The 26,539-nt window shown below is 55.5% G+C and carries 26 protein-coding genes; 17 read left to right on the top strand and 9 right to left on the bottom strand.

Annotated elements, in window-relative coordinates:
- The first annotated feature begins 83 nt into the window (after positions 1–83).
- From dacD to FCL49_RS01270, 3 genes are all read left to right on the top strand, one after another.
- The gene (dacD, locus tag FCL49_RS01260) at positions 84–1,253 is read left to right on the top strand and encodes a serine-type D-Ala-D-Ala carboxypeptidase DacD (protein ID WP_174352084.1); all 1,170 of its coding nucleotides are present in this window, start codon (positions 84–86) and stop codon (positions 1,251–1,253) included.
- 251 nt (positions 1,254–1,504) lie between these two features.
- Entirely contained in the window at positions 1,505–2,314 is an 810-nt protein-coding gene (locus FCL49_RS01265; protein ID WP_174352085.1) for a DUF6694 family lipoprotein, read from the top strand.
- Between the two features lie 218 nt (positions 2,315–2,532).
- Complete coding sequence (locus FCL49_RS01270; RefSeq protein ID WP_174353427.1) at positions 2,533–3,429, top strand: LysR family transcriptional regulator; 897 nt, start codon at positions 2,533–2,535, stop codon at positions 3,427–3,429.
- On the opposite strand, the gene FCL49_RS01275 is transcribed toward FCL49_RS01270, so the two are convergent.
- The 6 genes from FCL49_RS01275 to sapA form a co-directional block, all read right to left on the bottom strand.
- Positions 3,430–4,620 (bottom strand): CMD domain-containing protein, encoded by a 1,191-nt coding sequence (locus tag FCL49_RS01275; protein ID WP_174352086.1) that lies wholly within the window; start codon positions 4,618–4,620, stop codon positions 3,430–3,432.
- A gap of 473 nt (positions 4,621–5,093) precedes the next feature.
- Positions 5,094–5,906, bottom strand: coding sequence for a putrescine export ABC transporter ATP-binding protein SapF (sapF, locus tag FCL49_RS01280; RefSeq protein ID WP_099062884.1), 813 nt, complete (start codon positions 5,904–5,906; stop codon positions 5,094–5,096).
- 1 nt (position 5,907) lies between these two features.
- Entirely contained in the window at positions 5,908–6,900 is a 993-nt protein-coding gene (sapD, locus tag FCL49_RS01285) for a putrescine export ABC transporter ATP-binding protein SapD (RefSeq protein ID WP_012145360.1), read from the bottom strand.
- On the bottom strand, positions 6,900–7,790 hold the full coding sequence (gene sapC, locus FCL49_RS01290) for a putrescine export ABC transporter permease SapC (RefSeq protein ID WP_012145359.1): 891 nt from the start codon (positions 7,788–7,790) through the stop codon (positions 6,900–6,902). Before sapC ends, sapD begins: the two co-directional genes overlap by 1 nt.
- Positions 7,777–8,742 carry a putrescine export ABC transporter permease SapB gene (sapB, locus tag FCL49_RS01295; RefSeq protein ID WP_135316767.1) on the bottom strand — a complete coding sequence of 322 codons (966 nt, stop codon included), beginning with the start codon at positions 8,740–8,742 and terminating at the stop codon, positions 7,777–7,779. Before sapB ends, sapC begins: the two co-directional genes overlap by 14 nt.
- Complete coding sequence (gene sapA, locus FCL49_RS01300) at positions 8,739–10,391, bottom strand: ABC transporter substrate-binding protein SapA (RefSeq protein WP_174352087.1); 1,653 nt, start codon at positions 10,389–10,391, stop codon at positions 8,739–8,741. The genes sapB and sapA overlap by 4 nt, the downstream gene beginning before the upstream one ends.
- A 205-nt stretch (positions 10,392–10,596) precedes the next feature.
- Here sapA and folE2 point away from each other — a divergent pair, with 205 nt between their 5' ends.
- From folE2 to zigA, 3 genes are read left to right on the top strand one after another with little or no spacing between them, the layout of a single operon-like run.
- Complete coding sequence (gene folE2 / locus FCL49_RS01305) at positions 10,597–11,526, top strand: GTP cyclohydrolase FolE2 (RefSeq protein ID WP_174352088.1); 930 nt, start codon at positions 10,597–10,599, stop codon at positions 11,524–11,526.
- A complete protein-coding gene (locus FCL49_RS01310; protein ID WP_174352089.1) occupies positions 11,516–12,076 on the top strand; it encodes a carbonate dehydratase in 561 nt (186 codons plus the stop codon). The genes folE2 and FCL49_RS01310 overlap by 11 nt, the downstream gene beginning before the upstream one ends.
- Positions 12,077–12,088: 12 nt before the next feature.
- Complete coding sequence (zigA, locus tag FCL49_RS01315) at positions 12,089–13,276, top strand: zinc metallochaperone GTPase ZigA (RefSeq protein ID WP_135316763.1); 1,188 nt, start codon at positions 12,089–12,091, stop codon at positions 13,274–13,276.
- Between the two features lie 193 nt (positions 13,277–13,469).
- On the opposite strand, the gene pspF is transcribed toward zigA, so the two are convergent.
- Positions 13,470–14,477, bottom strand: coding sequence for a phage shock protein operon transcriptional activator (gene pspF, locus FCL49_RS01320; protein WP_174352090.1), 1,008 nt, complete (start codon positions 14,475–14,477; stop codon positions 13,470–13,472).
- A 184-nt stretch (positions 14,478–14,661) separates the two neighbouring features.
- Between pspF and pspA the strand changes: the two genes are divergently transcribed.
- From pspA to tyrR, 7 genes are all read left to right on the top strand, one after another.
- Complete coding sequence (pspA, locus tag FCL49_RS01325; RefSeq protein ID WP_115184563.1) at positions 14,662–15,327, top strand: phage shock protein PspA; 666 nt, start codon at positions 14,662–14,664, stop codon at positions 15,325–15,327.
- Between the two features lie 57 nt (positions 15,328–15,384).
- Positions 15,385–15,612, top strand: coding sequence for an envelope stress response membrane protein PspB (gene pspB / locus FCL49_RS01330; protein WP_174352091.1), 228 nt, complete (start codon positions 15,385–15,387; stop codon positions 15,610–15,612).
- The gene (gene pspC, locus FCL49_RS01335; protein ID WP_012145350.1) at positions 15,612–15,971 is read left to right on the top strand and encodes an envelope stress response membrane protein PspC; all 360 of its coding nucleotides are present in this window, start codon (positions 15,612–15,614) and stop codon (positions 15,969–15,971) included. The genes pspB and pspC overlap by 1 nt, the downstream gene beginning before the upstream one ends.
- A 96-nt stretch (positions 15,972–16,067) precedes the next feature.
- Positions 16,068–16,334 carry a phage shock protein PspD gene (gene pspD / locus FCL49_RS01340; protein WP_017892999.1) on the top strand — a complete coding sequence of 89 codons (267 nt, stop codon included), beginning with the start codon at positions 16,068–16,070 and terminating at the stop codon, positions 16,332–16,334.
- Positions 16,315–17,712, top strand: coding sequence for a YcjX family protein (locus FCL49_RS01345; protein ID WP_153860273.1), 1,398 nt, complete (start codon positions 16,315–16,317; stop codon positions 17,710–17,712). The genes pspD and FCL49_RS01345 overlap by 20 nt, the downstream gene beginning before the upstream one ends.
- Positions 17,709–18,770 carry a YcjF family protein gene (locus FCL49_RS01350; RefSeq protein ID WP_012145346.1) on the top strand — a complete coding sequence of 354 codons (1,062 nt, stop codon included), beginning with the start codon at positions 17,709–17,711 and terminating at the stop codon, positions 18,768–18,770. The genes FCL49_RS01345 and FCL49_RS01350 overlap by 4 nt, the downstream gene beginning before the upstream one ends.
- A gap of 329 nt (positions 18,771–19,099) precedes the next feature.
- Positions 19,100–20,671 (top strand): transcriptional regulator TyrR, encoded by a 1,572-nt coding sequence (gene tyrR, locus FCL49_RS01355; RefSeq protein WP_174352092.1) that lies wholly within the window; start codon positions 19,100–19,102, stop codon positions 20,669–20,671.
- Positions 20,672–20,735: 64 nt separating this feature from the next.
- Here the strand turns inward: tyrR and tpx are convergent, their stop codons facing one another.
- The gene (tpx, locus tag FCL49_RS01360; RefSeq protein WP_174352093.1) at positions 20,736–21,239 is read right to left on the bottom strand and encodes a thiol peroxidase; all 504 of its coding nucleotides are present in this window, start codon (positions 21,237–21,239) and stop codon (positions 20,736–20,738) included.
- A 223-nt stretch (positions 21,240–21,462) separates the two neighbouring features.
- On the opposite strand from tpx, the gene ycjG reads away from it, so the two are divergent.
- Positions 21,463–22,434: an L-Ala-D/L-Glu epimerase gene (ycjG, locus tag FCL49_RS01365; RefSeq protein WP_174352094.1), complete on the top strand. Its 972-nt coding sequence runs from the start codon at positions 21,463–21,465 to the stop codon at positions 22,432–22,434.
- A gap of 5 nt (positions 22,435–22,439) precedes the next feature.
- Here the strand turns inward: ycjG and mpaA are convergent, their stop codons facing one another.
- Positions 22,440–23,147 carry a murein tripeptide amidase MpaA gene (gene mpaA, locus FCL49_RS01370; protein WP_174352095.1) on the bottom strand — a complete coding sequence of 236 codons (708 nt, stop codon included), beginning with the start codon at positions 23,145–23,147 and terminating at the stop codon, positions 22,440–22,442.
- A gap of 210 nt (positions 23,148–23,357) precedes the next feature.
- Here mpaA and FCL49_RS01375 point away from each other — a divergent pair, with 210 nt between their 5' ends.
- From FCL49_RS01375 to FCL49_RS01385, 3 genes are all read left to right on the top strand, one after another.
- On the top strand, positions 23,358–24,308 hold the full coding sequence (locus FCL49_RS01375) for an NADP-dependent oxidoreductase (RefSeq protein WP_174352096.1): 951 nt from the start codon (positions 23,358–23,360) through the stop codon (positions 24,306–24,308).
- A gap of 85 nt (positions 24,309–24,393) precedes the next feature.
- The gene (locus FCL49_RS01380; protein ID WP_012145340.1) at positions 24,394–24,744 is read left to right on the top strand and encodes a hypothetical protein; all 351 of its coding nucleotides are present in this window, start codon (positions 24,394–24,396) and stop codon (positions 24,742–24,744) included.
- Positions 24,745–24,904: 160 nt separating this feature from the next.
- On the top strand, positions 24,905–26,539 hold the full coding sequence (locus FCL49_RS01385) for a peptide ABC transporter substrate-binding protein (RefSeq protein ID WP_174352097.1): 1,635 nt from the start codon (positions 24,905–24,907) through the stop codon (positions 26,537–26,539).

A 26,539-nucleotide genomic window follows, 5' to 3' on the forward strand; every position in this document is an offset into this window, starting at 1 on the left:
TCCGCTTTCGCCACAATTAATGCAGTCTATGCCTCGGATTATATTGGTATTTTATTTTGCCCGTAGGGCCTGAGGAACAGCGATTGAAGCGTTCAGTATTGGTGGTGATAACCGGAATTTTGCTGCCTTTGGCGGTACAGGCGGCAGATGCGCCACTCAACTTTCCCCTCATGACACCACCGGCGATAGACGCCGCCTCTTACGTGTTGATGGATTACACCACCGGCCAGGTACTGGCACAGGAAAATGCCGATCAAAGACGTAATCCGGCCAGCCTGACCAAGCTGATGACCGGATTGGTGATTGATCACGCGCTCGATCAGCACAAGATTGGTCTGGACGACGTGGTACCGGTGGGTAAAGATGCCTGGGCCGAAGGTAATCCGGTATTCAAGGGCTCGTCGTTGATGTTTTTAAAACCCGGTGACAGGGTCACGGTTCGTGACCTCAGCCGTGGCATTATTATTGACTCCGGTAACGACGCCTGCGTAGCCATGGCGGACTACGTAGCGGGCAGTCAGGCCGCCTTCGTCAAACTGATGAATGAAAACAGCGCTCAGCTTGGCCTGCAAAACACCCATTTTGAAACCGTTCACGGTCTGGATGCCCCAGGGCAATTCACCACGGCGGGCGATCTGGCGGTGATTGCACGCGCCATCATCATGAGCGAACCGGCGGAATACCATATGTACAGCGAGAAATCGCTGACCTGGAATGGCATCACCCAGCAGAATCGCAACGGGCTGCTGTGGGACAAAAACCTGCGGGTCGACGGCCTGAAAACCGGTCATACCGCCTCGGCCGGCTTTAATATTATTGCCTCCGCGACCGAAGGTGACCGCCGACTGATTGCGGTGGTGATGGGCGGCAAAAGTTCGAAAGGACGCGAAGAACAGGCGCGTAAGCTGCTGACCTGGGGCCTGCGCGATTTCGATACCGTACATTTGTTTAGCGCTGGGCAAAGCCTGGGGCAGGAGAAAGTGTGGTACGGCGATCGCCATGAGGTTGCGGTGGGCAGCCGGCAGGATCAATATCTCAGCCTGCCGAAAAGCGAAGCGGACAAGCTGAAGGCGCAATATGTGATCAATACGCCGCGTCTTGATGCTCCGCTGACTCAGGGGCAGCCGGTCGGCGAAATTCGCATCAGCGACAACGGCAAAGTAGTGAAAACCTTGCCGCTGGTGGCATTGCAGCCGGTCAATCAGGGCGGCATGTTCTCGCGCCTGATGGACTATGTGAAGTTGAAAATCTGACCCCCGGGGCGCAGTGCTCTGCGCCCGAAATCCTGCAGCGATGATATATCCTTGACGATGGTGGTGACGATCTTATCTAAATATGAGAGTTACTAATCAAACAGTCCTCAAATTTTTTTCACATTGAACAATCCCACTAAAATGTTAGGATATTTCCGATTGTAATCAAGGTGATTGCGATCTGGTTAAGGCGTGGGCGTTATTTGGTTGTCTTAAACAATAGTTAAAAATTTATCTATGGGGATAGGGAAGTGAAAAAATTGATTGGTGTAACAATGCTGGCCTTTTTACTGTCAGCATGTGACAAACCCAAAATAGATGCGTCTACTGACGAGTCAATGAAAGAATCCATTCAGAAGATTAGGGAAGCACTCCCCCAGGAAAAGCAGCCTCAATTTGATGACGCGCTTAAAGTGGTCGCGTTCAGTCAGGTCAGCATGCGGGATCTCATGCAGGCAGGAGTGACTAAAGACGCAGATTTTGTACAAAACAAAATGAAGACTGCTCTGGCGGGTAAAACGGGTGATGAAGTTATCTCTTATGCAGAAACAATCAAGTTGGAGCGTCAAAAAAGAGAAAAAGAACAGGCTCTGCAAGAGATTACTGAGTTAGAAAACAGAAAAAAAACCTCCGCAGAAAGTGTTGAGCAACTGAAAGCTTTTAAAGTGACGAGCTCTCGGTTTTACTTCCAAAAAGAGAAATATGGAAGCGACCAGCCAATCATTGCGTTAAGTGTAGAAAATGCCACGCCTAAAGCAGTATCTCGTGCGCACTTTAAGGGGGTAATTGCAAGTCCCGACAGATCTGTTCCGTGGTTTAGCGATTCATTCAATTATGAAATTGCCGGTGGTCTTGAGCCCGGTGAAAAAGCGGATTGGGCTCTGGCCCCTAATCGGTTTTCTGATTGGGGAAAACTAAAGCTTCCGGCTGATGCTGTATTTACCGTTACGGTAGTGGGAGTCGACGATGCTGATGGCAAGCCTATTTTTGGTAATGCGGAATTTACAGAGCGTGATGCCGTACGTCTTGACAGACTGAAGGAAAAGTACTCGGTGAATTGAAGCTATCCTGGTAAATGTTCCCAACCCGGCCACTGAGCTGGGTTTTTTATGTCCTGCTTACAGGAACGACGTACCGATCCAAGACTTGCCAAGATAAGGATTATCATAAAAAATATTGTTACAGTGCGCTGTAACCCGCTGGAGTGTTTTAGTCAGTACATCAGTGTATACGTAATGGCCTCCTGCAACCTTTGCTGTAATAGCTGGAAATAAATAAAATCGATATTAAGCAACTGATTTACCTATGCAATCTCGAACGTGAACGCCACTTTGGTCGTGCGGCGCAAGTCAGCTTTGTCAGCCAGCCAACGCTATCCATGCGGCTGAAAAATTTGGAAAAAGAGCTGGGTGTCTCGTTAATCAATCGCGGCAACAATTTCGAAGGCTTTACCGCCGAAGGTGAGCGGGTGCTGTCGTGGGCGCGTGAGATTGTCTCGGTGTATCAGGGGCTGAAGCTGGAGGTGGAGTCACTTAAGCACGGCCTTAACGGCACGCTGCGCATCGGTGCCGTTCCTCAATGCAGTATTTCGCTGGCACAAATGTTAAAGGCGGTCAGCGAGCGTTTTCCGCAGTTGGATTACCGGGTGTCGGTGTTGAGTGCCGATCAGTTACTGGAGGCGCTGACGGCGCATACCGTGGATATCGGCATCGGCTTCTTTGAGCTTTCCACGCTGCAGGAGCTGCATTTCCAGTCACAGCCGCTGGCGGACGCCGGCGTTGAGTTGGTGTTCCACCCAGAGTACTTCCCCGAGCTGACAGGGGACGCGCCAATGACGCTGGAGGAGGTGGCTGCACTGCCGCTGTGTCTGGCGGAACCGACGCGCTACTTCCGCCGCTACCTTGATCAAAACTTCCGTGAAGCCGGTTTGACGCTGCATGTCCGCATGGAAACCACCTCGATATTCCAATTGCTGCAGGGCATTTTTGTTGGTCTGGGCTGCGGATTATTTCCGCCAGGCAACCTGTTGCCGAGCATGATGCCGGAGTTGCAGCACCGGCAGATTGCCATCGCAGCCATGTCACGCCATGCCGCAGTGGTGACCGCCGAGCCGGGGCGTGCATCGCCATTGGCGCAGCACTTTTTTGATGCCGCGCGCGGTTGGCTGTTGCGGTAACTATTCTGCCTGGCTTTCGCTGAAGTGCTGCGTGTCACCCAGGGTTTGGCGTAAGCGGTTCTCCCAGGCGTAGAGTGCCCCGGTGAGGATCACGTCCAGCGCCTGTGCCTGATTCATCCCACTGTTAAACAACGCCTGCACGCTACGCGGAGTGAATTTTTCCGGCGTGCGGGTCAGGTCTGCAGCCACGCGGATCACCGCCTGATGAACCGGGTTATCGGTGCTCTCCAGCCCATGATCAATATTGTCTAACAGAGCACTCACCAATAAGTCATGCTCAATATCCTGCGCCACGGTGGAGGTGCAGTAGCGGCTGCCGTTAATGCGGGAAACCGCCAGCGTCGCCAGTGCTTTCAGCCGCGCCGAAAGGCCATAGCCGTCGGCGTTGATACTGTTAAATACGCCGTTGCGCTCACGTAGTGCAGCGGCATCATGGGCCAGCAGCAGATAATAAGACTCGCTGCGGGCGTCGGGATGGCTTTGATCCAGCACGTCAAGCTGTTCAGCGCATGCCTCTTCCAGCACCACCGATGGCAGCCGTGCTTGCCATGCCAGTTCTTCCGTGGTGAAGACCACACTTTCAGCATCCGCTATGTTCGGGAAACCGGGCACCACGCCAGTGGGCCGCCCGGCCAATGCGGCCACGCCGGCCACCACCCGTGCCTGATAGCTGACAAAGCCGATAATCTGCGAAAACGTCACAATATCCGCCGGGCTGAGCCCGACGTCGCTGAGCTGCTGCAATGCTTTCGGGCAAATCAGGGTCGGCTGACCGGCAAGTTGGCGGGCATATTGGGTGATTTGCGCCAGGCGGATATTGCTTTCACGTGAGGCATCAGGGCTGTACAGCGGGGCGAGGCGGGCAGCGTAATGGCTACAGAGGGATTGCACGCCGGTCACCTGAGCCACCGTCAACGCAGTGCTGAGGCGATCGTAAGGTGACAATGTCACTGATCGCGTTAATTCGACCCGATCCGGGAACAGCACGTGGTAACTGGCCAGCGAGGCGTTAAATACCCCGGCGCGTGCGGTCAGTGCCGTGTTCAGCGCTTCGTCGGCAAAAGCGCCCAGCCCCAGCAGGAAGCGATCGCGGATACCGGCCGCCTGGGGTTCCAGCGGCTGGTCACCGCGCACGCTGCTTTGGGTTTCGTGATACCACTGGGCATTATGTTGTCGACGTAGTAGTTCCATAGGGGATAGTCCTTAATCAAGCACAATAGCCACCGCTGCAAAAGGCAACGGCGGCAAGATAAAAAGGCAATCTGCCCGCAGAGGGGCACGGAATGGCAGGATCAACGCTGACCGTCGCAACACAGTGCGTGGTCATAAACAGAGAAACCTGCGGCTAAAGCGAGCAAAAACTGCGCGAGTTGGCGATGGCGAGGGCTGTTCATCAGTGCGATATCCTGTCGTTTAAGAAGCTCAACGTAGGGGATATCCTCACCGATTCGATTGACGAGATAAAATAATGTTAAGTGCTAATCAATAACTGAATGGAATAAAATATAATGAGATATAACAAAAATGTAATTTGTATTTGAGGATATTGGCTAAGCCAGTGCCGGGTAGATCAACAAGTCTGTCCGGCATGGCTAAAGCGGACGTCACCCTCTCCAAAGGGAGAGGGCCGGGGTGAGGGGCTCATGCATCTCAGGACCGAAAGATCAGAATCTGCCGCCATCGCGTCGCCAGGCGTCCGCGGTGAGGGCTTCACCAAAGTGGCTGGCGATCAGGCGTTTGGTCAGTTCGTGCAGCGGGGAAGCCAGTACTTCTGCGGTACTCCCGCGTTCGACGATTTCCCCTTCGTGCATTACCATCACCTGATCGCTGATATGCTTCATCATCCCCAAATGCTGGGTCACGTAGATATAGGAGATGCCGTGTTTCTCCTGCAATTCGAGCATCAGGTTGATGATCTGCGAGCGCATCGACATATCCAGTGAGGCCAGCGCCTCATCGGCCACGATCACCTTGGGTTGCAGGATCAGCGCACGGGCCAATGCCACTCGCTGTTTCTGGCCTGAGGCCAGCATATGCGGATAATAATTGGCGTGGTCCGGCAACATCCCTACCTGGCGTAGCGTCTGGTTGATGTGCTGCTCGCGCTCCGGGGCCGCCATTTCGGTATTCAGCCGCAGCGGGGCATCCAGCAGTTGGCCAATACGCTGGCGAGGATTGAGCGAAGTGCTCGGATCCTGAAATATCATGCGAATGCGCTGGCTACGATAGCGATAGTCGCCATAGTTGAGCCGATGATCGTCGATCAGCAGTTCGCCGGATGAAGGCTCCACCATGCCGGACAGCATCTTGGCCAACGTCGATTTACCGGAGCCGTTCTCGCCGATGATGGCCAGCGTTTGTCGCTCACGCAGGGTAAAGCTGACCGATTTCACTGCCTCAACGTGCTGGCGGCGAAACAGCCCGGTGCGGTAGCGGTAGGTTTTGCTCAGATTACGCACTTCCAACAGCGTTTCCATGTTATTGCTCCTCCATGTTCAGCGGGAAGTGGCAGGCGAACAGGTGGTTTTTCACCGGGCGCAGGCGTGGTGTTTCAATGCACTTTTTCTGGGCATAAGGGCAACGTGGCCCCAGGCGGCAACCGATAGGTAAATGCTCCAGCGACGGAATGGCACCCGGCAGGGTGTTGAGACGGCTTTTATGCGGCAAGGCGCGGCCGAAGTCCGGCATTGAGCGGATCAGCGCCTGGGTGTAAGGATGGTGCGGCGCGGCCAGCAGGTCTTCACACTGGGCGCTTTCCACCGTTTGGCCGCAGTACAGCACGTTGACCCGATCCGCCCATTTACTCATCATTTGCAAATCGTGGCTGATCAGCAAAATGGTGGTGTTGTTGTTTTGGTTCAGGCGCGCCAGCAGGCGGAAAATCTGCGCCTGGGTGGTCGGTTCCATGGCGTTGGTGGGTTCGTCGGCAATCAGCAGGCGCGGCTGATTGGCCAGGGCGATGGCGATCATCACTTTCTGGCATTCGCCGTCGGTCAGCTCATAGGGGAAGCTGCCCATAATGTCCTTGTGATCCTTGATCCCCACGCGGTGCAGTAGCTCAATCGCGCGGCGTTTGCGCCAGTTAAAACGTTGCCACCAACGGCCCTTATAGGTCCAGCCAGGGATCGCCTGCGCCAACTGGCGGCCAATGCTTTCGGACGGATCCAGACAAGACTGCGGTTCCTGGAAGATCATCGAAACGTTATGCCCGACCAGTTTGCGTCGTTCACGCGGGGTCAGTTGCAGCAGGTCGATATCGTCAAAACGGAAACGGTCGGCGGTAACGCGCCAGTTGTCTTTGGTGACGCCGCAAATTGCCTTTGCGATCAGGCTTTTGCCTGAACCGGATTCGCCCACCAAACCACGGACTTCCCCTTCGCTCAACGTCATGCTGACACGATCAACCGCCTTGACCGGCCCTTCGGCGGTCATAAATTCAATCGTCAGGTTGCGGATATCAAGTAATGGCATTATTCCACCCCTGTATTGATTGCGCGGCGCATTCCGTCGCCCAACAGGTTAACCAGCAGCACGCTGATCAGGATCGCGGCACCGGGCAGCATTACCGTCCAGGGGGCGACATACACCAGCTCCAGCGAATCGCCGAGCATGGCTCCCCATTCCGGTGACGGGAGCTGTGCGCCGAGATCGAGGAAGCCGAGTGCGGCAATATCCAGGATCGCCATCGACAGCGCTCGGGTGAACTCCGTCACCAGCACCGCCACAATATTAGGCATCACGGCATACCACAGGATCTGCAGCGTAGAGGCACCGTCCAGACGCACCGCGACCACATATTCTTTTTCCAGCTCGTCGTGTACTGCGCTGTAGATAGTGCGCACCATGCGTGGCAATAACGCCAGCCAAACGGCCAGCATGGCGTGTTCGAGCTTGGGCCCGAGAAACGCCACCACCACAATCGCCAGCAGCAGCGAAGGGATGGAGAGCAGGGTGTCGAGAATATGATTGAGCACCGCAGAGCGAAAACCACGGGTGACGCCGGCAAATACCCCCAGTATCACCCCGACCACGGAAGCGGCCACGGTGACCAGCAGTGCGGCGCCGTAAGTGGCGGCGGTACCGGCCAGCAGACGGCTGAGAATATCGCGACCGAGGTCGTCAGTGCCCAGGAAGAAGGAAACGTTGCCGTAACGCGACCAGGAAGGTGGCAACAGTTGATAGCCCAGGAACTGTTGATCGAGCGCATAAGGTGCCAGCAGGCTGCCGAACAGGGAAAGCAGCAGCAGCGCTATCACGCCGTAGAAGCCAATCATCGCCAGCGCATCACCGTAAAAAATCCGCCAGGTGTAGAGCAGCGGACTCGGCATTTTCTTTTCGCGGTATACGTTATCTAAGGGCATACCATTCCTTATGTTTCAGTGGGTTGGTGGCAGCGCCCAAGATATCGGCCAGCACGTTAATGGTGATCACCAGCGTGCCCACCACCATCACTCCGGCGGAGATCGCCGCGTAATCCTGCTGGCGGATGGCATTAATCATCCAGCGCCCGAGGCCCGGCCAGCTGAACACCACTTCGGTGATCATCGCCAGCGTCAGCATGGTAGAGAACTGCAGGCCCAGTTTGGGCACGATCGGCGGCAGGGCATTATGCAGCACGTGGCGGCGGATAATGGTGAAACGGGACAGCCCACGGGTCGCGGCGGCTTTGATGTAGTTCTGGTTGAGTACGTCGTCGGTGCTGATACGCATCAGGCGCACTACCTCGGTGGTCGGTGCTACCGCCAGTGCGGCAATTGGCAGGATCATATGGCGTAGCGCGCTGCCAATCATTTCGCTGCGATAGGGCGAATCAGATAGCCAGGCGTCAATCAGGGCAAAGCCGGTGATCGGTTTAACCTGATACAGCAGATCGAAACGGCCGGAAACCGGTAGCCATCCGAGGTGCAGTGAGAAAAACAGCATCAGCAGCAGTGCCAGCCAGAACACCGGCATCGAGAAACCGAGCAGCGCAAAGGTGCTGATGGCGGTGTCCTGCCATTTACCGCGCATCACGCCGGCAATAATCCCCAGCGGAATACCGATAAATAACGCCAGGGTGAAAGCCAGAATGCACAGTTCCATGGTCGCCGGGAACACTTCACGGAGTTGCTCGCTGATGGCCTGGCCGTTAATGCTGGAAACGCCAAAATCCCAGTGCAATAGACTGACAAAGTAAAACTGATAGGCATCCAGCAGGGCGGCACCGTTCAGCGGGGCACGCGGTGTGAAATAACTCAGGCTAAAGCTGACCAGCGTCAGGAAGAACAGCGTGATCAGCAGCAGCAGGCAACGGCGTAAGGTAAAGATAATCACTTTTTCGGCCCCTCCGCAGATTCACGGAACACGCCGGCAAATGACGCATTGCCAAACGGGCTCAGTACCAATCCCTTGATGTCGTAACGATAGGCCTGCAGGCGCAATGAAGACGCCAGCGGCAACACCGGCAGTTGTTGTTCGAGAATTTTCTGCGCCTTCTGATAGTTTTCGATTCGCTGCGCCAACTGCTGTGACAGCAGGGCATTTTGCAGCACTTCGTCAAAACTTGGGTCACACCAGTGAGCATAGTTGGTTTGTGAGCGGATTGCCGCGCAGCTCAGCAGTGGCCGGAAGAAGCTGTCCGGGTCGTTACTGTCGGTGGCCCAACCGGTCAGGGTCAGGTCGTGATTCATCTCCATCAACCGGGCTTCCTGGAAGCGGCCTTCAACCGGCACGATGGTGACTTTGATCCCCACCTGGGCCAAATCGGCCTGGATCAGTTCGGCGGTCTTCAGCGGGCTGGGGTTGTAGGATTGTGAAGCGGTAGGCACCCACAAGCGCAGGTTGAGTGACTCAATACCTGCCTGTTTCAGCATTTCGCGTGATTTAGCCGGATTAAACTCGGTGACGTGCGCATCATTGTCGTATGCCCACGAAGCGCGCGGCAAAATAGAAGCGGCGGTTTCTGCCGTGCCGTAGTAAATCGACTGCATCAGACGCTGGTTATTGATTGCCAGCGAAATCGCCTGACGAACTTTCAGGTTATCCAGCGGCGGTTTGCGGGTGTTGAACGCCAGATAGGCGATATTCATCCCCGGGCGCAGCGTCAGGCGCAGACGCGGGTCATCACGCAGAATAGAAAGCTGGCTGGCGGCCGGATAGGCCAGTACATCGCACTCGCCGGTCAGCAGCTTCGACAACCGACCGGTGCCACCGGCACCCAGGTCGATCACCACCTGCGGCATACGCGGTTTACCTTTCCAGTACAGATCGTTGCGTGCCAGACGAATGTATTGCCCGGAGCGATATTCATTCAGCAGGAAGGGCCCGCTACCGACAGGTTCGCGGTCGATCATTTCCTGGCGCCCTTCACGTGTCAGGTTGTCAGCGTATTCAGCCGACAGCACCGGCGCATAGTGGGTCGCGATATGCCACAGGAAGGAGGCGTCCGGTGCTTGCAGGCGGATTTCGACCGTGTATTCGTCGAGCTTTTTCACGCTTTGCACCGAGTCGCCAAACTGCAGGCTGTCGAAGTACGGATACTCGCCGCCGTTGACGTCATGGTATGGGTGCTTCTGGTTAAACACGCGCTCGAAGCTGAATACCACGTCGTCGGCGTTCAGTTTCCGGGTCGGTGTGAACCAGGCGGTGGTCTGGAAGGGCACATCCTTACGCAGATGGAAACGGTAGGTCGCGCCGTTATCCAGCACTTCCCAGCTTTGCGCCAGTTCGGGGATCAGCCGATAAGTATAGGGGTCAACATCCAGCAGACGATCGTACAGCTGTGCGGCCAGGGTATCGACCGTCAGGCCGCTGCTGGCCATCTGCGGGTTAAAGGTGTTCAGTATGCCGCTGACACAATAGACAAAGCCGCTTTGGCGGATGTCCGGCAGCGGAGGGGCCACGGCGGGCGCAGGAGGTGTTGAGGCCAGGGCGGTGCTCGCCAGGCAACTCAGCGACAAAATCCAAAGGGGTAAACCACGCATAGAGGCTTCATGGGTTAATAAGCAATAGCCTTAGTGTATCGCACTCTGACGAACAGCCCAATCCATTGAGCAAAATGGCTGAGTTTTCTGCTACTTGATTGAACAATTCGCCGTCATGGGCAAAAAAGTTTCAATTGATATGTTATAACATAACAAAATAATGTTACCTTTCTCTGGCAATGTATCAATAATCGCAAGGGGATGTATGAACAAGGTTGCACTTCCACCAACCCAGCCGCTGCCAGATGCACAGGCCTGGCAGGGGGCAATGAGTGATGTCGGACTCGATTGGGTAGGGATGCAAGGGATCGCACTGCCGCTGGAGTTGGCGGGCAAGCCGCTGATGGCAAAAGTTAATGCTGGGATCAATCTGCGTGCCAGTCGCCATGGTGCACGTGGAATACATATGTCGCGCCTGTACCTGACGCTGGATGAATTGACTCAGGGCGAACTGACGCCGCAACGTATTGCTGACTCGCTGCGGGCTTTTCTGGCGTCGCAGCCGGAACACAGTGACAGTGCCAGCCTGAGTATCAGTGGCGAACTGCTGCTGTCGCGCCCGGCGCTGCTGTCGGCACATCGCGGCTGGAAAGCTTACCCACTGAAAATTGATGCCAGGCTAACCGCCGGGTTAACCCTGTCGTTGACGGTGGGCGTGCCCTATTCCTCCACCTGTCCGAGCTCGGCAGCGCTTAGTCGCCAACTGGCGCAGCAGCAGTTTCAGTTTGATTTCGAACAGTCAGCGGACAAAGTCGATCAGCAGCAGGTCATTGACTGGCTGGGTGAACAGGGCATGCCTGGCACGCCGCATAGCCAGCGCAGTTGGGCCTGGGTGACGGTCACGCTCAATGAGGACGAGGCCGAATTGCCGGTGGTCAATTTAATCGATCGCATCGAGCATGCGCTGGGCACACCGCTGCAGACGCTGGTGAAACGTCAGGACGAGCAAGCATTTGCCCTGGCTAATGGCCAGAACCTGATGTTCTGTGAGGATGCCGCGCGCCGCCTGTATCGGATGCTGCGCAGCCAGTGCAACCACCGCGCTTTTTCATTGCGTGTGGAGCATCAGGAAAGCCTGCACGCCCACAATGCGGTGGCGGAGTTAAGCTGGCAGGAGGCTGAAAATGCTGCGTAAAAACCCCAGTGGCCATCTGCCACAGGTTTCAGCGAATGCCTACATCGATCCTACCGCCATTATTTGCGGCCGGGTGATTGTCGAAGATTTTGTCTACGTTGGCCCCTATGCCGTGATCCGTGCGGACGAACTGAATGCGGCCGGGGACATGGAGCCGATCATTATCGGTTCCCATTCCAATATTCAGGACGGCGTGGTGATCCACTCGAAAAGTGGCGCTGCGGTCACCATCGGCCGCTTCAGCTCCATTGCCCATCGCGCCATTGTCCACGGCCCGTGTCGCATTGAAGATCGGGTGTTTATCGGTTTTAACAGCGTGCTGTTCAATTGCCATATCGGTTCCGGCTGTGTGGTGCGCTACAACGCGGTGGTGGATGGCGTGACGCTGCCGGAAAACCTGTATATCCCGTCAACCGAACGTGTCGGTGCCGACAGCGATCTGTCGCTTTACCCGCAGGTCGATCGCGGCGCACTGCAATTTTCTGAAGAAGTGGCCGCCACTAACGTTGAACTGGTGCGCGGTTACCAGGCATTACGCAATGAGTTTTGAGTGAGGACCCCCATGAATCCATTACCCGTAACCGTACTTTCCGGCTTTCTCGGCGCCGGTAAAACCACGGTGTTGAACCATATTCTGAATAATCGTCAGGGCATGCGCGTGGCGGTGATCGTCAACGACATGAGTGAAGTGAACATCGACGCCGCGCTGGTCGAGAACGAAGTCCAGCTCGATCGCCAGCAGGAAAAGCTGGTGGAGATGAGCAATGGCTGCATTTGCTGCACGCTGCGTGAAGACCTGCTGATTTCAGTGCGCGAACTGGCGCAGGCCGGTCGGTTTGATTATCTGCTGATCGAGTCCAGCGGTATCTCCGAACCCTTGCCGGTGGCAGAAACCTTCACCTTTGAGGACGAGCAGGGCGAAAGCCTGTCGCACTTCGCCCGTCTGGATACTCTGGTCACCGTGGTAGACGGGGTCAACTTTATCCAGCAGTACCAGCAGGCGCAGTCACTGCAGGAGGCGGGTCAAAGCCTGGGCGAGGATGATTTGCGCAGCGTGGCCGATTTGCTGATCGAACAGATTGAGTTCTGCGACGTGATGCTGGTGAGTAAAACTGATTTGCTGACCCCCGAGCAACAGGGCGAAGTGATGGCGCTGCTCGCCAGCCTGAACCCGGATGCCAAAATCATCGCTATCTCTCCCGGCAAACTGCCGCTGGAGGCGGTATTAAACACCGGCAGCTTCAGCTTTGACAAAGCGCAGCAGGCTCCGGGCTGGCTTAAGGAACTGCGGGGTGAGCACCTGCCTGAAACCGAGAACTATGGCATCAGCAGTTTTGTTTATCGGGCGCGTCGACCTTTTGCACCAGATAAATTCTATCGGGTGATCAACGGCGACTGGGGCGGTGGCAAACTGTTGCGCTCCAAAGGGTTCTACTGGCTGGCGACGCGTCCGCGTCAGGCTGGGCAGTGGAGCCAGGCCGGTGGCATCGCCCATTATGGGTTGGCGGGGACTTTCTGGCGCGCTATCGCACAGGAAAACTGGCCGCAGGATGAAGAGACCCAGGCACAGATTATGGAGAAGTGGGTGGAGCCTTTTGGCGATATGCGCCAGGAACTGGTATTTATCGGGCAGAACCTGCCGCAGGCCGAAATAACCCGTTTGCTGGATGCCTGCCTGCTAAACGATGAGGAAATGGCGGCGGGGGTCGACTACTGGCATGAGATGGCCGATCCCTTCCCTGAGTGGTAATTGCACAATGACAGTGTGGTAATGAGAAAGATTCTCAACAAAGTGCTTTACAGGTGATACTGATAACTATTATCATCGCCTGGCAGTTCACGGAAGGCCACAGCTTGTGGCTCTGCTGTGAAAGGCACGACATTGCTCACATTGCTTCCAGTGTTTTTTAAGCCAGCTCGGGTGCTGGCTTTTTTTTTGCCCGTTATTCTTCTTCTGCCTCGCCATTTTGCAACAGCGCGTGCTTTTTCAGCATGCCGCGCAACTGGTGATAGGTCAGCCCCAGCAGCTCTGCCGCCTTACGCTGATTAAATCTTCCCTGTTGCAGCGCGGCTTCGATTAGTGATTTTTCCTGCGCCAACTGCCAGGCTTTCAAATCCAGCGGCAGGGTTGGCCGCTCAGTTGGCGTTTCGCGCGCCATGGGCAATGGCATAGTTTCCCGTTGAGCGAAGGGGTTGATGATTATCTGATCCAACGCGCTGTCACTGGTACCGTGCCGATACACCGAGCGCTCCACTACGTTTTTCAATTCACGCACGTTGCCCGGCCAGTGATAGCCGAGCAGGGTGTCTCTGGCACGTTCGGTAAAGCCAGGGAACAGCGGCAGCGACAACTCGCGGCACATCTGAATCGCAAAGTGCTCGGCCAGCAACATGATGTCTTGCTGTCGCTGGCGCAGCGGCGGTAACTGCACCACGTCGAATGCCAGCCGATCCAACAGGTCGGCGCGGAATTTGCCCGCCGCCGCCAGTGCGGGCAGATCGTCGTTGGTGGCACACACCAGCCGCACGTCAACCTGCAGCGGCTGGCTGCCACCGACGCGCTCCAGGTGGCCGTATTCAATCACCCGCAGCAGTTTTTCCTGCACCAGCATCGGTGCGGTGGCCAGTTCGTCGAGAAACAGCGTGCCGCCGTCGGCCCGTTCAAAGCGGCCCAGATGGCGCTTCTGCGCGCCGGTAAAGGCCCCGGCCTCGTGTCCGAACAGCTCGGAATCCAGCAGGTTTTCATTCAGGGCCGCGCAGTTAAGCGAGATAAACGGCCCCTGCCAGCGGTTGGACAGGTAATGCAAGCGGTGGGCAATCAGTTCTTTACCGGTGCCGCGCTCACCGATCACCAACACCGGTTTGTTCAACTTTGCCAGTTGCGAGACTTGCTCCAATACTTCGACAAAGGCATTCGCTTCGCCCAACAGGTTTTCTAACTGTTCGCTCATGATGAATTTCGCCAATGTTTGGTGAAAATAATCACTCTACAGTATGCTCACAGAGAGTCAAAAATAAATAATCTTTATTATTCAATTAAATAAAAGTTGGCACGGGTTTTGATTAAGTCTTAGGGAAATCTGTATGACCCAACGCGGCGCTTCAGACGCCATCAGAACCAAGAGGAAGTGAATTATGGGTATTTTTTCTCGTTTTGCCGACATCGTGAACGCCAACATCAATACGCTGCTGGATAAGGCGGAAGATCCGCAAAAGCTGGTGCGTTTGATGATCCAGGAAATGGAAGACACGCTGGTTGAAGTCCGTTCTACCTCAGCTCGTGCGCTGGCGGAGAAAAAACAGTTACTGCGTCGCATTGAGCAGGGTGAAAACCAGCTTAGTGACTGGCAGGACAAAGCCGAACTGGCACTGCGTAAAGAGAAAGAAGATCTGGCCCGTGCGGCACTGATCGAAAAACAAAAAGTGGCCGACCTGATCACTACGCTGACGCATGAAGTGTCCACCGTAGAAGAAACGCTGGCGCGTATGAAGAGCGAAATTGGCGAGCTGGAAAACAAGCTGACCGAAACCCGCGCTCGCCAGCAGGCGTTGACCTTGCGTCACCAGGCGGCGTCCTCTTCTCGTGATGTGCGCCGTCAGCTCGACAGCGGTAAACTGGATGAGGCGATGGCGCGTTTCGAGCAGTTCGAACGCCGCATCGACCATATGGAAGCCGAGGCGGAAAGCGTCATCATCGGTAAAAAGAAGTCTCTGGATCAAGAGTTTGCCGAGCTGAAAGCCGACGACGCCATCAGTGAGCAACTGGCGGCGCTGAAAGCCAAAATGAACCGCTCTGAGTAAGGCGACAGCGGCCACGGTTTGTGGCCGCCCACCAAGACGCATTAAGAAGGAAAAGAAATGAGTGCTCTATTACTTGCCATTCCGTTGACAATCTTTGTGTTGTTTGTCGCACCGATTTGGCTTTGGCTGCATTACAGCAATCGGCAACAAAACGGCATTCAACTGAGCCATCAGGAGATGCAGCGTATGGCGCAGTTGGCCGAAGATGCCAAGCGCATGCGTGAACGCATTCAGGCGCTGGAAGAGATCCTCGATGCAGAACACCCGAACTGGAGACAGTCTTGATGAACAACACTCTGGGCAGTAAAAAGCTTTATCGCGTACCTGAAGAAGGCATGCTGAAGGGCGTCTGCGCCGGTCTGGCCCATTATTTTGACGTGCCGGTACGCCTGATCCGAGTGATCGTGGTGTTGTCGATGTTCTTCGGACTGTTCTTCTTCACCCTGATCGCTTATTTCGCGCTGGTATTTGTGCTGGATGAAGCACCGGCCAGCCGATTTGAGGGCGAGCAGCAAAAAACACCGCGCCAGTTGCTCGACCAGTTAGAGTACGAACTGGGCAGCGGCGAACAGCAACTGCGACAGGTTGAACGTTACGTGACGTCGGACACCTTCGGCGTACAGAGTCGCTTCCGCAAGTTATAACCCCGCCTTGGCGCGCAATGGCCTGCGCATGGCGCAGGTCAGGCATCGCACCTGACATCATCCTTTTGAACAAAATTGTGCCGGAGGGCATTGATAATGAAAAAAACCTATGCCGTAAACGCCGTTAAATCCGGTGGATTTAAACAAGGAGCAGGTGCAATGTTGAAGACATTGTCTAAAGTCATCATCATAGCGTTACTCAATTACGGCCCGGCAGGGGCGGCCGGCTGGCTGCTGCGCACCGTAGGTCGCAAACCGATTCGCTTTGTCCTGGCGCTGGTGCTGGAACCGTTGTTCCGCAAAGGGCTGAACAAGGTATTTGGGCGTTATGCCAAGGAGAACAATGAAACGACTGCAAAATGAGTTAACGTCGCTGGTCAACCGCGGGATGGATCGCCATCTTCGTCTGGCGGTGACCGGCCTGAGCCGCAGCGGCAAAACCGCCTTTATCACTGCTTTCGTCAACCAATTGCTGCATGTTCACAGCGGTGCCCGCATGCCGCTGTTCTCGCCGGTGCGTGAAGAACGTCTGCTGGGCGTGAAGCGCATTCCGCAGCGCGATCTCGGCATTCAGCGTTTTACCTATGATGAAGGGCTGGCGCAGCTTTATGGCACTCCGCCGAGCTGGCCGACCCCGACGCGTGGCGTCAGTGAAATTCGCCTGGCGTTGCGTTATCGCTCCAACGATTCACTGCTGCGTCATTTCAAAGACACTTCAACGCTGTATCTCGAGATTGTCGATTACCCCGGCGAATGGTTGTTGGACTTGCCGATGCTGGAACAGGACTATCTGGCCTGGTCGCGACAAATGGCCGGTTTGCTGCAGGGCGATCGCGCCGAGTGGGCCAGACCCTGGCTGGAACTGTGCAAAAGCTGCGATCCGCTGGCACCTGCCGATGAAAACAAGTTGGCGGCTATTGCCCAGGCCTATACCGATTATCTGCTGCGCTGCAAAAGTGAAGGGCTGCATTTTATTCAGCCGGGCCGCTTTGTGTTGCCGGGCGATCTGGCCGGTGCGCCGGCATTGCAGTTCTTCCCGTGGCCAAACGTCGACAGCCTTGGCGAGTCAAAACTGGCGCAGGCGGATAAACACAGCAACATCGGCATGCTGCGTGCGCGCTTCAACTATTACTGTCAGACCATCGTCAAAAACTTTTATAAAGAGCATTTTGTCCGTTTCGATCGCCAGATTGTGCTGGTGGATTGCCTGCAGCCCCTCAATAGCGGCCCGCAGGCGTTCAACGATATGCGGCTGGCGCTGACCCAACTGATGCAGAGTTTCCACTATGGGAAGCGCACACTATTCCGCCGCTTATTTTCACCGACCATCGATAAACTGATGTTTGCCGCCACCAAGGCCGATCACATCACCGCCGATCAACATGCCAATTTAGTGTCGTTGCTGCAGCAATTGGTGCAGGAAGCCTGGCAAAACGCGGCGTTTGAGGGCATCAGCATGGACTGCGTCGGGCTGGCTTCGGTACAGGCGACCGAGAGCGGTATCGTCGACCATCAGGGGCAGCGCATCCCGGCGCTGAAAGGCAATCGTCTGGACGATGGCGCACCTCTGACGGTATTCCCAGGCGAAGTACCGGCCCGTTTGCCGGGGCCGACGTTCTGGCAAAATCAGGGCTTCCATTTTGATGAGTTTCGTCCACGCGCGATGAGTGTGGACAGTCCGTTGCCGCATATCCGTCTGGACGCGGTAATGGAGTTTTTACTGGGAGATAAATTGCGATGAGCGAGCCGATAAAACCGCGTATCGATTTCGAACAGCCGTTGGAGCCGCCGCAGGAGCCGGTGCTGCGTGCCAACGTTGCCTTCGACGAACAGCAGGCGGAACACTTTTTCCCGGCGGCACCGGAGCTGCAGCAGGAAGAGGAAGAAGGGCGTGCCGAAGGCATTATCAACGCAGCCCTGAAACCCAAACGCAGCCTGTGGCGCAAAATGGTGACCGCCGGGCTGACGCTGTTCGGTGTCAGCGTGGTGGCGCAGGGCGTGCAGTGGGTGCATACCGCCTGGGTACAGCAGGATTGGATCGCCATGGGCGGTGGCGTGGCCGGTGGGTTGATTGTCTTCGCCGGGGTGGGTTCGGTAGTGACCGAATGGCGTCGGCTGTATCGTCTGCGCCAGCGTGCAGAAGAACGAGATGTGGCACGGGAACTGTTGCATAGCCACGGATTGGGCAAAGGGCGTGAATTCTGCGAAAAGCTGGCGCGTCAGGCCGGTCTCGATCAGGGGCACCCGGCGTTGCAACGCTGGCAGGCTTCACTGCATGAAACTCAGAACGATCGCGAAGTGGTAGCGCTGTACGCCAAGCTGGTGCAACCGGTGCTGGATAACCAGGCGCGGCGTGAAATCAGCCGTTCGGCGGCGGAGTCTACCTTAATGATCGCCGTCAGCCCGTTGGCGGTGGTGGATATGGCGTTTATCGCCTGGCGTAATATTCGGCTGATCAACCGTATCGCCGCGCTGTATGGCATTGAACTGGGTTACTTCAGCCGTCTGCGCTTGTTCCGCCTGGTGCTGTTGAATATCGCCTTTGCCGGAGCCTCTGAACTGGTACGCGAAGTGGGCATGGACTGGATGTCGCAAGACCTGGCCGCCCGACTGTCCGCCCGAGCGGCGCAGGGCATCGGTGCCGGTTTGCTGACCGCCCGACTCGGTATCAAGGCGATGGAGCTGTGCCGTCCGCTGCCCTGGCTGGAAGGGGAAAAACCGAAACTGGGTGATTTCCGCAGCCAACTGATTGGCCAGTTGAAAGACACCATGAAAAAGAGTGATAACAAAGCCAAATAATTCGCCAATGGCGCTCACTCGGGCGCCATTGTTCTTTCTTGCCGCAATTACACCCTGCTAACGCCAATACGTAACCCGCACTTGACGAAAGACGATCCCCCTGTAAATACATTATATTTATCTGCAAATTTACTGGCGGTTGTGATAACTCTCTGCTGATAAGCTAAAATGACGCCGATGGTGTTATTCACTTGCGTTTAAAATCATCAACAACAGCGATAAATCAGAGTTCTGTCAACTTTTGCTGACAGATTACTTCTACCGCTTGGGGTGAGAGAGTATCATCATCTTCAGTCATCCCCGCACCTGCAGAGATAAGGCCAATACTGATGCGTTTGGAAGTTTTTTGCGAAGACCGGATCGGTCTGACTCGAGAGTTACTCGATCTTTTGGTATTGCGCAGCATAGATTTACGTGGCATCGAAATCGATCCCATCGGCCGCATTTACCTCAATTTTTCCCAACTGGATTTTGACACCTTCCGTGCGCTGATGGTGGAAATCCGCCGCATTGCTGGCGTGACCGATGTGCGCACCGTGAATTTCATGCCGTCTGAACGCGAACACCGCGCACTGCGCGCGCTGTTGGAGTCGATGCCTGAGCCGGTGTTCTCGATCGATATGAAAGGCAAAGTCGAACTGGCCAACCCGGCTGCACAGGCGCTGTTCGGGCTTAGCGAAGACAAAATCCGCAACCAGACGGCCACCGCATTGATTGGCGGTTATAACTTCAACCGCTGGCTGGAAAGCGAACAGACGGCGCCACAATCGGAGCGGGTGGTGATCCGCAGTCAGGACTTCCTGATGGATATCACGCCCATCTACCTGGAAGACGAAAACCAGCAGAACGCCGCCGTAGGCGCGGTAGTGATGCTGAAATCCACGGCCCGGATGGGGCGTCAGCTACAGAATCTGTCGGTAAACGATGATACCGAGTTTGATCATATCGTTGCCGCCAGCCCGAAAATGCGCCACGTGCTGGAGCAAGCGCGCAAATTGGCGATGCTGGATGCGCCACTGTTGATCGTGGGCGACACCGGCACTGGCAAAGATATTCTGGCCCGGGCCTGCCATTTACGCAGCCCGCGTGGCAAGCAGCCGTTCCTGGCGCTGAACTGTGCCGCATTGCCGGATGACGTCGCGGAAAGTGAGCTGTTCGGCCATGCGCCGGGAGCTTACCCGAATGCGCTGGAAGGCAAGAAGGGCTTCTTCGAACAGGCGCACGGTGGTTCGGTGCTGCTGGATGAAATCGGTGAGATGTCGCCGCGCATGCAGACCAAACTGCTGCGTTTCATTAACGATGGCACTTTCCGCCGCGTAGGTGAAGAACACGAGGTCCATGTGGATGTGCGGGTAATTTGCGCGACGCAGAAAAACCTGACCGAACTGGTGCAGCGTGGTGAGTTCCGTGAAGATCTCTACTATCGCCTTAACGTGTTGACCATCACCATTCCGCCGCTGCGTGAGCGTCCACAGGACATCATGCCGCTGACCGAACTGTTTGTGGCGCGTTTTGCCGATGAGCAGGGAGTAGCGCGACCGAAGCTGGCCAGTGATCTGGGCAGTTTCCTCAGCAAATATGGCTGGCCTGGCAACGTACGACAGTTAAAAAACGCCATTTACCGGGCGTTGACGCAAACCGAAGGTTTCGAACTTCGTCCGCAGGACATTGTACTGCCGGAGTTCGAGGTTGAAATGTCGCTGGGTGATGAGGTGATGGACGGCTCGCTTGACGACATCAGCAAGCGTTTCGAACGTTCGGTGCTGACCCGTTTGTACCGTACCTACCCGAGCACCAGAAAACTGGCGAAACGCCTGGGGGTTTCGCATACCGCGATCGCCAATAAGTTGCGCGAATATGGGCTCAGTAGCCGTAAGCCTGGTGGGGAAAGCGAAGAATAAAAAAACGGGCGCCATAAGCGCCCGTTTCAACTTTTAGAGGCCGGCATTCGTCGGCCTCCTGGCATTACTTCAGTGCAGCCAGCGCCGCATCGTAGTTCGGCTCGGTGGTGATTTCATTCACCAACTCGCTGTACAACACGTTGTCCTGGCCATCCAGCACCACAACCGCGCGTGCGGTCAGGCCTGCCAGTGGGCCTTCAGCGATTTCAACGCCGTAGGCCTGTTTGAATTCAGCGCCACGCAGGGTGGACAGGGTGACTACGTTGTCCAGGCCTTCTGCACCGCAGAAACGTGATTGGGCGAACGGCAGGTCGGCCGAGATGCACAGCACTACGGTGTTATCCAGGCCGCTGGCCAGTTGGTTGAAGGTACGTACCGAAGTCGCGCAAACGCCGGTATCGATACTTGGGAAAATGTTCAGAACTTTGCGTTGACCCGCGAAGCTGCTCAGCGCCACGTCTGACAAGTCTTTGGCAACCAGTGAGAAGGCTTTGGCTTGTTCGCCGGACTGTGGCAGGTGGCCTGCAACGCTAACCGGGTTGCCTTGAAAATGTACTGTCTGAGTCATTAGCTTGATTCCTTTTACAGGTGTTTATACAAAGGGCATGAGCCTAATAAGAGGGCCTTTGGGCCGCTTTTAACATTAGGTTCACACCCTGGCCTCAGTTTATGTCAACAATTGTGGGTTGAATAGATAAAGTTTGCTAAATAGTTGTATATATTAGAGTGTGTCCAAAAAAACACCCACGCGTCAGCCCGATTTTCTACGTAATTTCCGCTCAGGAGCCGTTATGAGAAGCATGCGTTTTTACCCAGAAGCCTGGCCGCTGCATACCGCCTTTGTTATTGCTCGCGGCAGCCGCACCGAAGCCAAAGTAGTGGTGGTCGAAATTGAGCAGCAGGGTGTGCGGGGCATTGGTGAATGCACGCCTTATCCGCGCTACGGTGAAAGCGAAACTTCGGTGATGGAACTGCTGGCTGAAGTGGCGGCGGCGGTCGAACAGGGCGTGACGCGTGAACAATTGCAACAGCTGATGCCGGCCGGCGCGGCACGTAATGCAGTAGATTCCGCCTTGTGGGATTTGGAGTGTCAACTGAGCGGCCAGAGTCGCTGGCAACGCAGCGCTGTTGCCGAGCCGGAACGCATTCTGATGGCGCAAACCGTTAGCATAGGTTCTCCGGAAGCCATGGCCTTCGCCGCGCGTGAACTTGAGCAGCAAGGGGCACGCTTGCTGAAAATCAAACTGGACAACCATCTGATCAGCGAACGGCTGGTGGCGATCCGTGCGGCGGTGCCGGATACCACGTTGATTGTCGATGCCAATGAGTCCTGGCAGGCGGAAGGGCTGGCGGCGCGCTGCCAACTGTTGGCTGATTTGGGCGTGGCGATGCTGGAGCAACCGCTGCCGGCGACGGATGACAGCGCACTGGAAAACTTTATTCACCCGTTGCCTATTTGCGCCGATGAAAGTTGCCACACCCGCGGCGATTTACCCAAGCTGGCCGGTCGTTATCAGATGGTCAATATCAAGCTGGATAAAACCGGCGGCCTGACTGAAGGGTTGGCGCTGGCGCAGGAAGCGCGACAACAAGGGTTCGCTATTATGCTCGGCTGCATGTTGTGCACTTCGCGGGCGATAAACGCCGCATTGCCGCTGGCACCGGGCGCGCGATTCGTCGATTTGGACGGCCCGACCTGGCTGGCGAATGACGTTGAACCGGGGCTGAATTTTGAATGTGGGGCGATTAATCTCGCCCCATAGCCGGTTTAGCCTGGGTAAGTCAGCAATTCTACCATCGCGTTGAGGTATTTTTCGCTGGCCGCATCGGCCGAGATCGGCGGGAACTCTGCGGTAATACAAGGCAGTGACAAATCGGCGCACCAACTGCCGAATGATCCCGGTGTCTCGTAACCGACGCTGGTGACCAGCGGCAGAGCAAACTTATGCGAAAGCCAGACGCCAAGCTGTGAACTGGCCGGGTCTTCAATGCAGGCCAATGGCTCGTGGAACGACACCACCCAGTGTGGTTTCAACCGATGGATCAGATGACACAGCCCCTGGGTTTCCGGTTCGGAGCCTGGGCGGCCGCCGGTAGAGAGTTTTACATCCCGCGCCTCTGCGGCGCTGTTCCAACGATAAACCGTATCCCTCGAACGCCAGTTGGCCGCCGGGAAGTTACGGTTCAAATCTACCCCGTTAGCGTTGGCACGTAACCCGAGCTGGCAACCGTCGGGATTGACCGCCAGTACCACGTGGTGGCGCAGTTGGTTTGGCGCAATGCTGCGCAGCGCGCAGGATAGGGTGACGATAGCGGCGCTCTCATCGCCGTGGGTACCGGCAATAATCAACCCGGTTTCCGGGCTGCTGACGGCCGCCGGGAAATAGAGCAGTGGTGCACCCAACAGCGAACTGCCGTAATTCTCTCCTGCAACGGCCAATTGGCCACGTTCACTGCGCGGTCGATGCTGGATCATGATGTAGTCCCTGATTTAAAGGTCGAGAGTGATTATCATTTTATTCAGTGTATTACGCTTTCACTTAACTTTCCCAGAGCAATTTCTCACCCGGTGACAAAATTGATTGTCATAAATTTCTGAACAGTGAATCCGATTATTGATGGCTGGCGGACGATCTTGGGTTCGCTACACTGACTCCTATTATGAACAGATAAACTGGAGTTCCTCATGAAAGCCATTGCAGTCAAACAACTCGGTGCTACGCCAGAACAGGTAGAGATCGCCAAACCTTCGCTACAACCCGGCCAGATCCTGGTCAAAATGGCCGCTGCCGGGCTAAACCCGGTTGACTGGCGGATTGCCGACGGCATGCTGCAGGGGAAATTGCCCCACGTTTTCCCCTTGGTGATCGGTACTGACGGTGCAGGCGTAGTGGAGGCGGTCGCCGATGATGTCACCGGCTTCAGCGTCAACGAACGGGTGGCCGGCAAGTTTATGTTCGGCGTTGTCGGTGCCGGCAGCTACGCCCAGTATGCGGCGATCGACCAACGTGCGGTGTTGGCAAAGGTGCCCGATGAGGTGAGTTTGACCAAGGCAGCGGCCCTGCCGATTGCGGCCGGTACCGCGCTGAAACTGGTTGAGAAACTGCAACTGACCGCGGGGGCGACGCTGCTGGTGGTGGGGGCGACCGGCGGCGTTGGGCGCTTCGTTATCCAATTGGCCAAGCGCCAGGGGCTGAAAGTGATCGCCACCGGTGGTGCTGATGCCGAGGCAGCATTGCGTGAGTTGGGGGCGGAGAAGGTGATTGATCATCACCAGGCACCCGTGCTGCAGCAGGTTCAACAACAGTATCCGCAGGGCATTGACGGTATGATCGATCTGGTCAGCAATGCCGAAGCATTCAGCGCCTTGCTGGTGATTCTGCGTAAGGGCGGCGTGGCGCTGAGCACCATTTGGTCGGCAGCACCGGAGCAGATGCTGCAACAAGGCCTGCGTGGCGGCAATCTTGAGGCGCAAATCAGCGCGGATGAGCTGGAGCAGCTGTTGCAGAGCGTAGCGCGCGGTGAGTTGCAGGTGCCTGTGGAACGTCTGGTATCGATCAAACAGGCACCGGAAATGCTGGCGCAGAGCAAAGCCGGTGGCTCACGCGGCAAAACCGTGCTGAACATTGATTGGTGAAGCCAATAAAACCACGCCAGCTATTTTGTTCGCTGTTGTTATACTATCGGCAAAGCTAACCCAATAACCAAACAGGGGATTTAACATGCCAGTAGCCAGAATAGTTGCCAGCTATAGCGAAAATGATAAGGATACCATCACGCTGTTGTGCGGCGTGGACGAAGAAAACCAGATCCGTCAGGGGGAATGGTTTGGCGTGGTGAAAAACGACGACGGGCGTGGCGATGAGTCCAACTATCCGTTTACCCTGCACGTCGATTACCAGAAAAACAGCTTCTATCTCGACTATGGTTTTGACGATGCCGAGTCGCGCCAGATGCAGAAAACCGATATTCATGCCAAACCGTTGGCCGAGAAAGGCTTCTTCACCATTTTTGATGAAGAAGAGGGTGAGGAATTTAGCTACCGCATCAATAGCATTCACCTTTACGACTAATAAAGTCGGCTAACAGAAAATGCCCGTATCGACACCGTCGTGCGGGCATTTTTATTGCCTGGCCCCCAGTTTTTACATCTTGTCCGCCGGGAACTCTAGGTGAGACTAATCTTGTGCTATAAGATAAAAAATTCAGATGGTTAACGGGGGATGGATCAGAATGACGAGAAAAAAAATTCAACAGGGTTTTCGTTTGGCGCTGTGTGCCGTGGCGATTGGCGCAGGGTTGAGCAGCGCAATGGCGGCTCAGGTTCCCCCAGGTACCACGCTGGCGGAGAAACAGGAAATTGTTCGCCATATCAAAGATGAGCCGGCCTCACTTGATCCCATCAAAGCGGTGGGCCTGCCGGAAGCGCAATTGGCGCGTGATCTGTTTGAAGGGCTGGTAAACCAGGATGCCAACGGCAAGGTGATCCCAGGCGTCGCCACCCGCTGGCAAACCACGGATAACCAAACCTATATTTTCACCCTGCGTAAAGATGCACGCTGGTCTAATGGTGACCCTGTCACGGCGAAAGATTTTGTTTATAGCTGGCAACGCTTGGTTGAGCCAAAGAACTTGTCACCTTTTGCCTGGTTTGCCCAACTGGCCGGCATCCAAAACGCCGATGAGATTATTACCGGCAAACTGCCCGCCGATAAGCTTGGCGTAACCGCGCTGGATGATTACACCTTCAAAGTACAGTTGAATAAACCGGTGCCGTATTTTGTCAGCCTGACGGCTAACTTCAGCCTGTTCCCGGCCAACAAGGCAGTGGTAGAGAAATTTGGCAACGACTGGACCAAGGTCGGCAATTTGGTCGGTAACGGGGCGTTTAAACTGCAGGAGCGGGTCGTTAACGAGAAGCTGGTGCTGACACCAAACGATCACTATTGGGATCATGCGCACACGGTGCTGACCAAAGTGACCTTTGTGCCGATCAACCAGGAATCCAACGCCACCAAGCGTTATCTGGCCGGCGATATCGACATCACCGAGTCCTTCCCGAAAAACATGTACCAAAAGCTGCTGAAAGACATCCCGGACCAGGTCTATACCCCGGATCAGCTCGGCACCTATTATTATGCTTTTAATACCCAACGTGCGCCGACTAACGATGTGCGGGTGCGCAAGGCATTGTCTTACGCTATCGATCGCAAAATTATCGCCGAAAAAGTGTTGGGGACCGGTGAAAAACCGGCGTACCACTTCACTCCGGATGTCACCGCCGGGTTTAAGCCGGAAGTGAGCCTGTTACAACAGCAATCACAGGCGGAACTGGATGCGCAGGCCAAGGCGTTGATGCAGGCGGCCGGCTATGGCCCGAACAATCCGCTGAAACTGACGCTGTTGTACAATACTTCGGAAAGTCATCAGAAAATTGCGATTGCCGTGGCTTCCATGTGGAAGAAAACGCTCGGTATTGACGTCAAGCTGCAAAACCAGGAATGGAAAACCTATATCGATAGCCGTAACACCGGCAATTTCGACGTGGTGCGTGCTTCCTGGGTCGGCGATTACAATGAAGCTTCGACCTTCCTGTCGCTGTTAAGCTCCACTCACAGCGGTAATATTGCCAAATTCAAGAGTGCAGATTACGACAAGCTGCTAGCGCAGGCCAGCCGTGAAACCAGTCCGGCAGCCTTGACCACTGACTACAACAAACTTGAGCAGATCATCGCCGAACAGGCACCGATCGCGCCAATTTATCAGTACACCAATGGCCGACTGATCAAACCCTGGGTGAAAGGCTACCCGATCACCAATCCGGAAGACGTGGCTTACAGCCAGACGATGTATATTTTGAAGCATTGA

This window comes from Serratia proteamaculans (assembly GCF_013337185.1).
In the GTDB taxonomy this organism is placed as follows: Bacteria; Pseudomonadota; Gammaproteobacteria; order Enterobacterales; family Enterobacteriaceae; genus Serratia; species Serratia proteamaculans_D.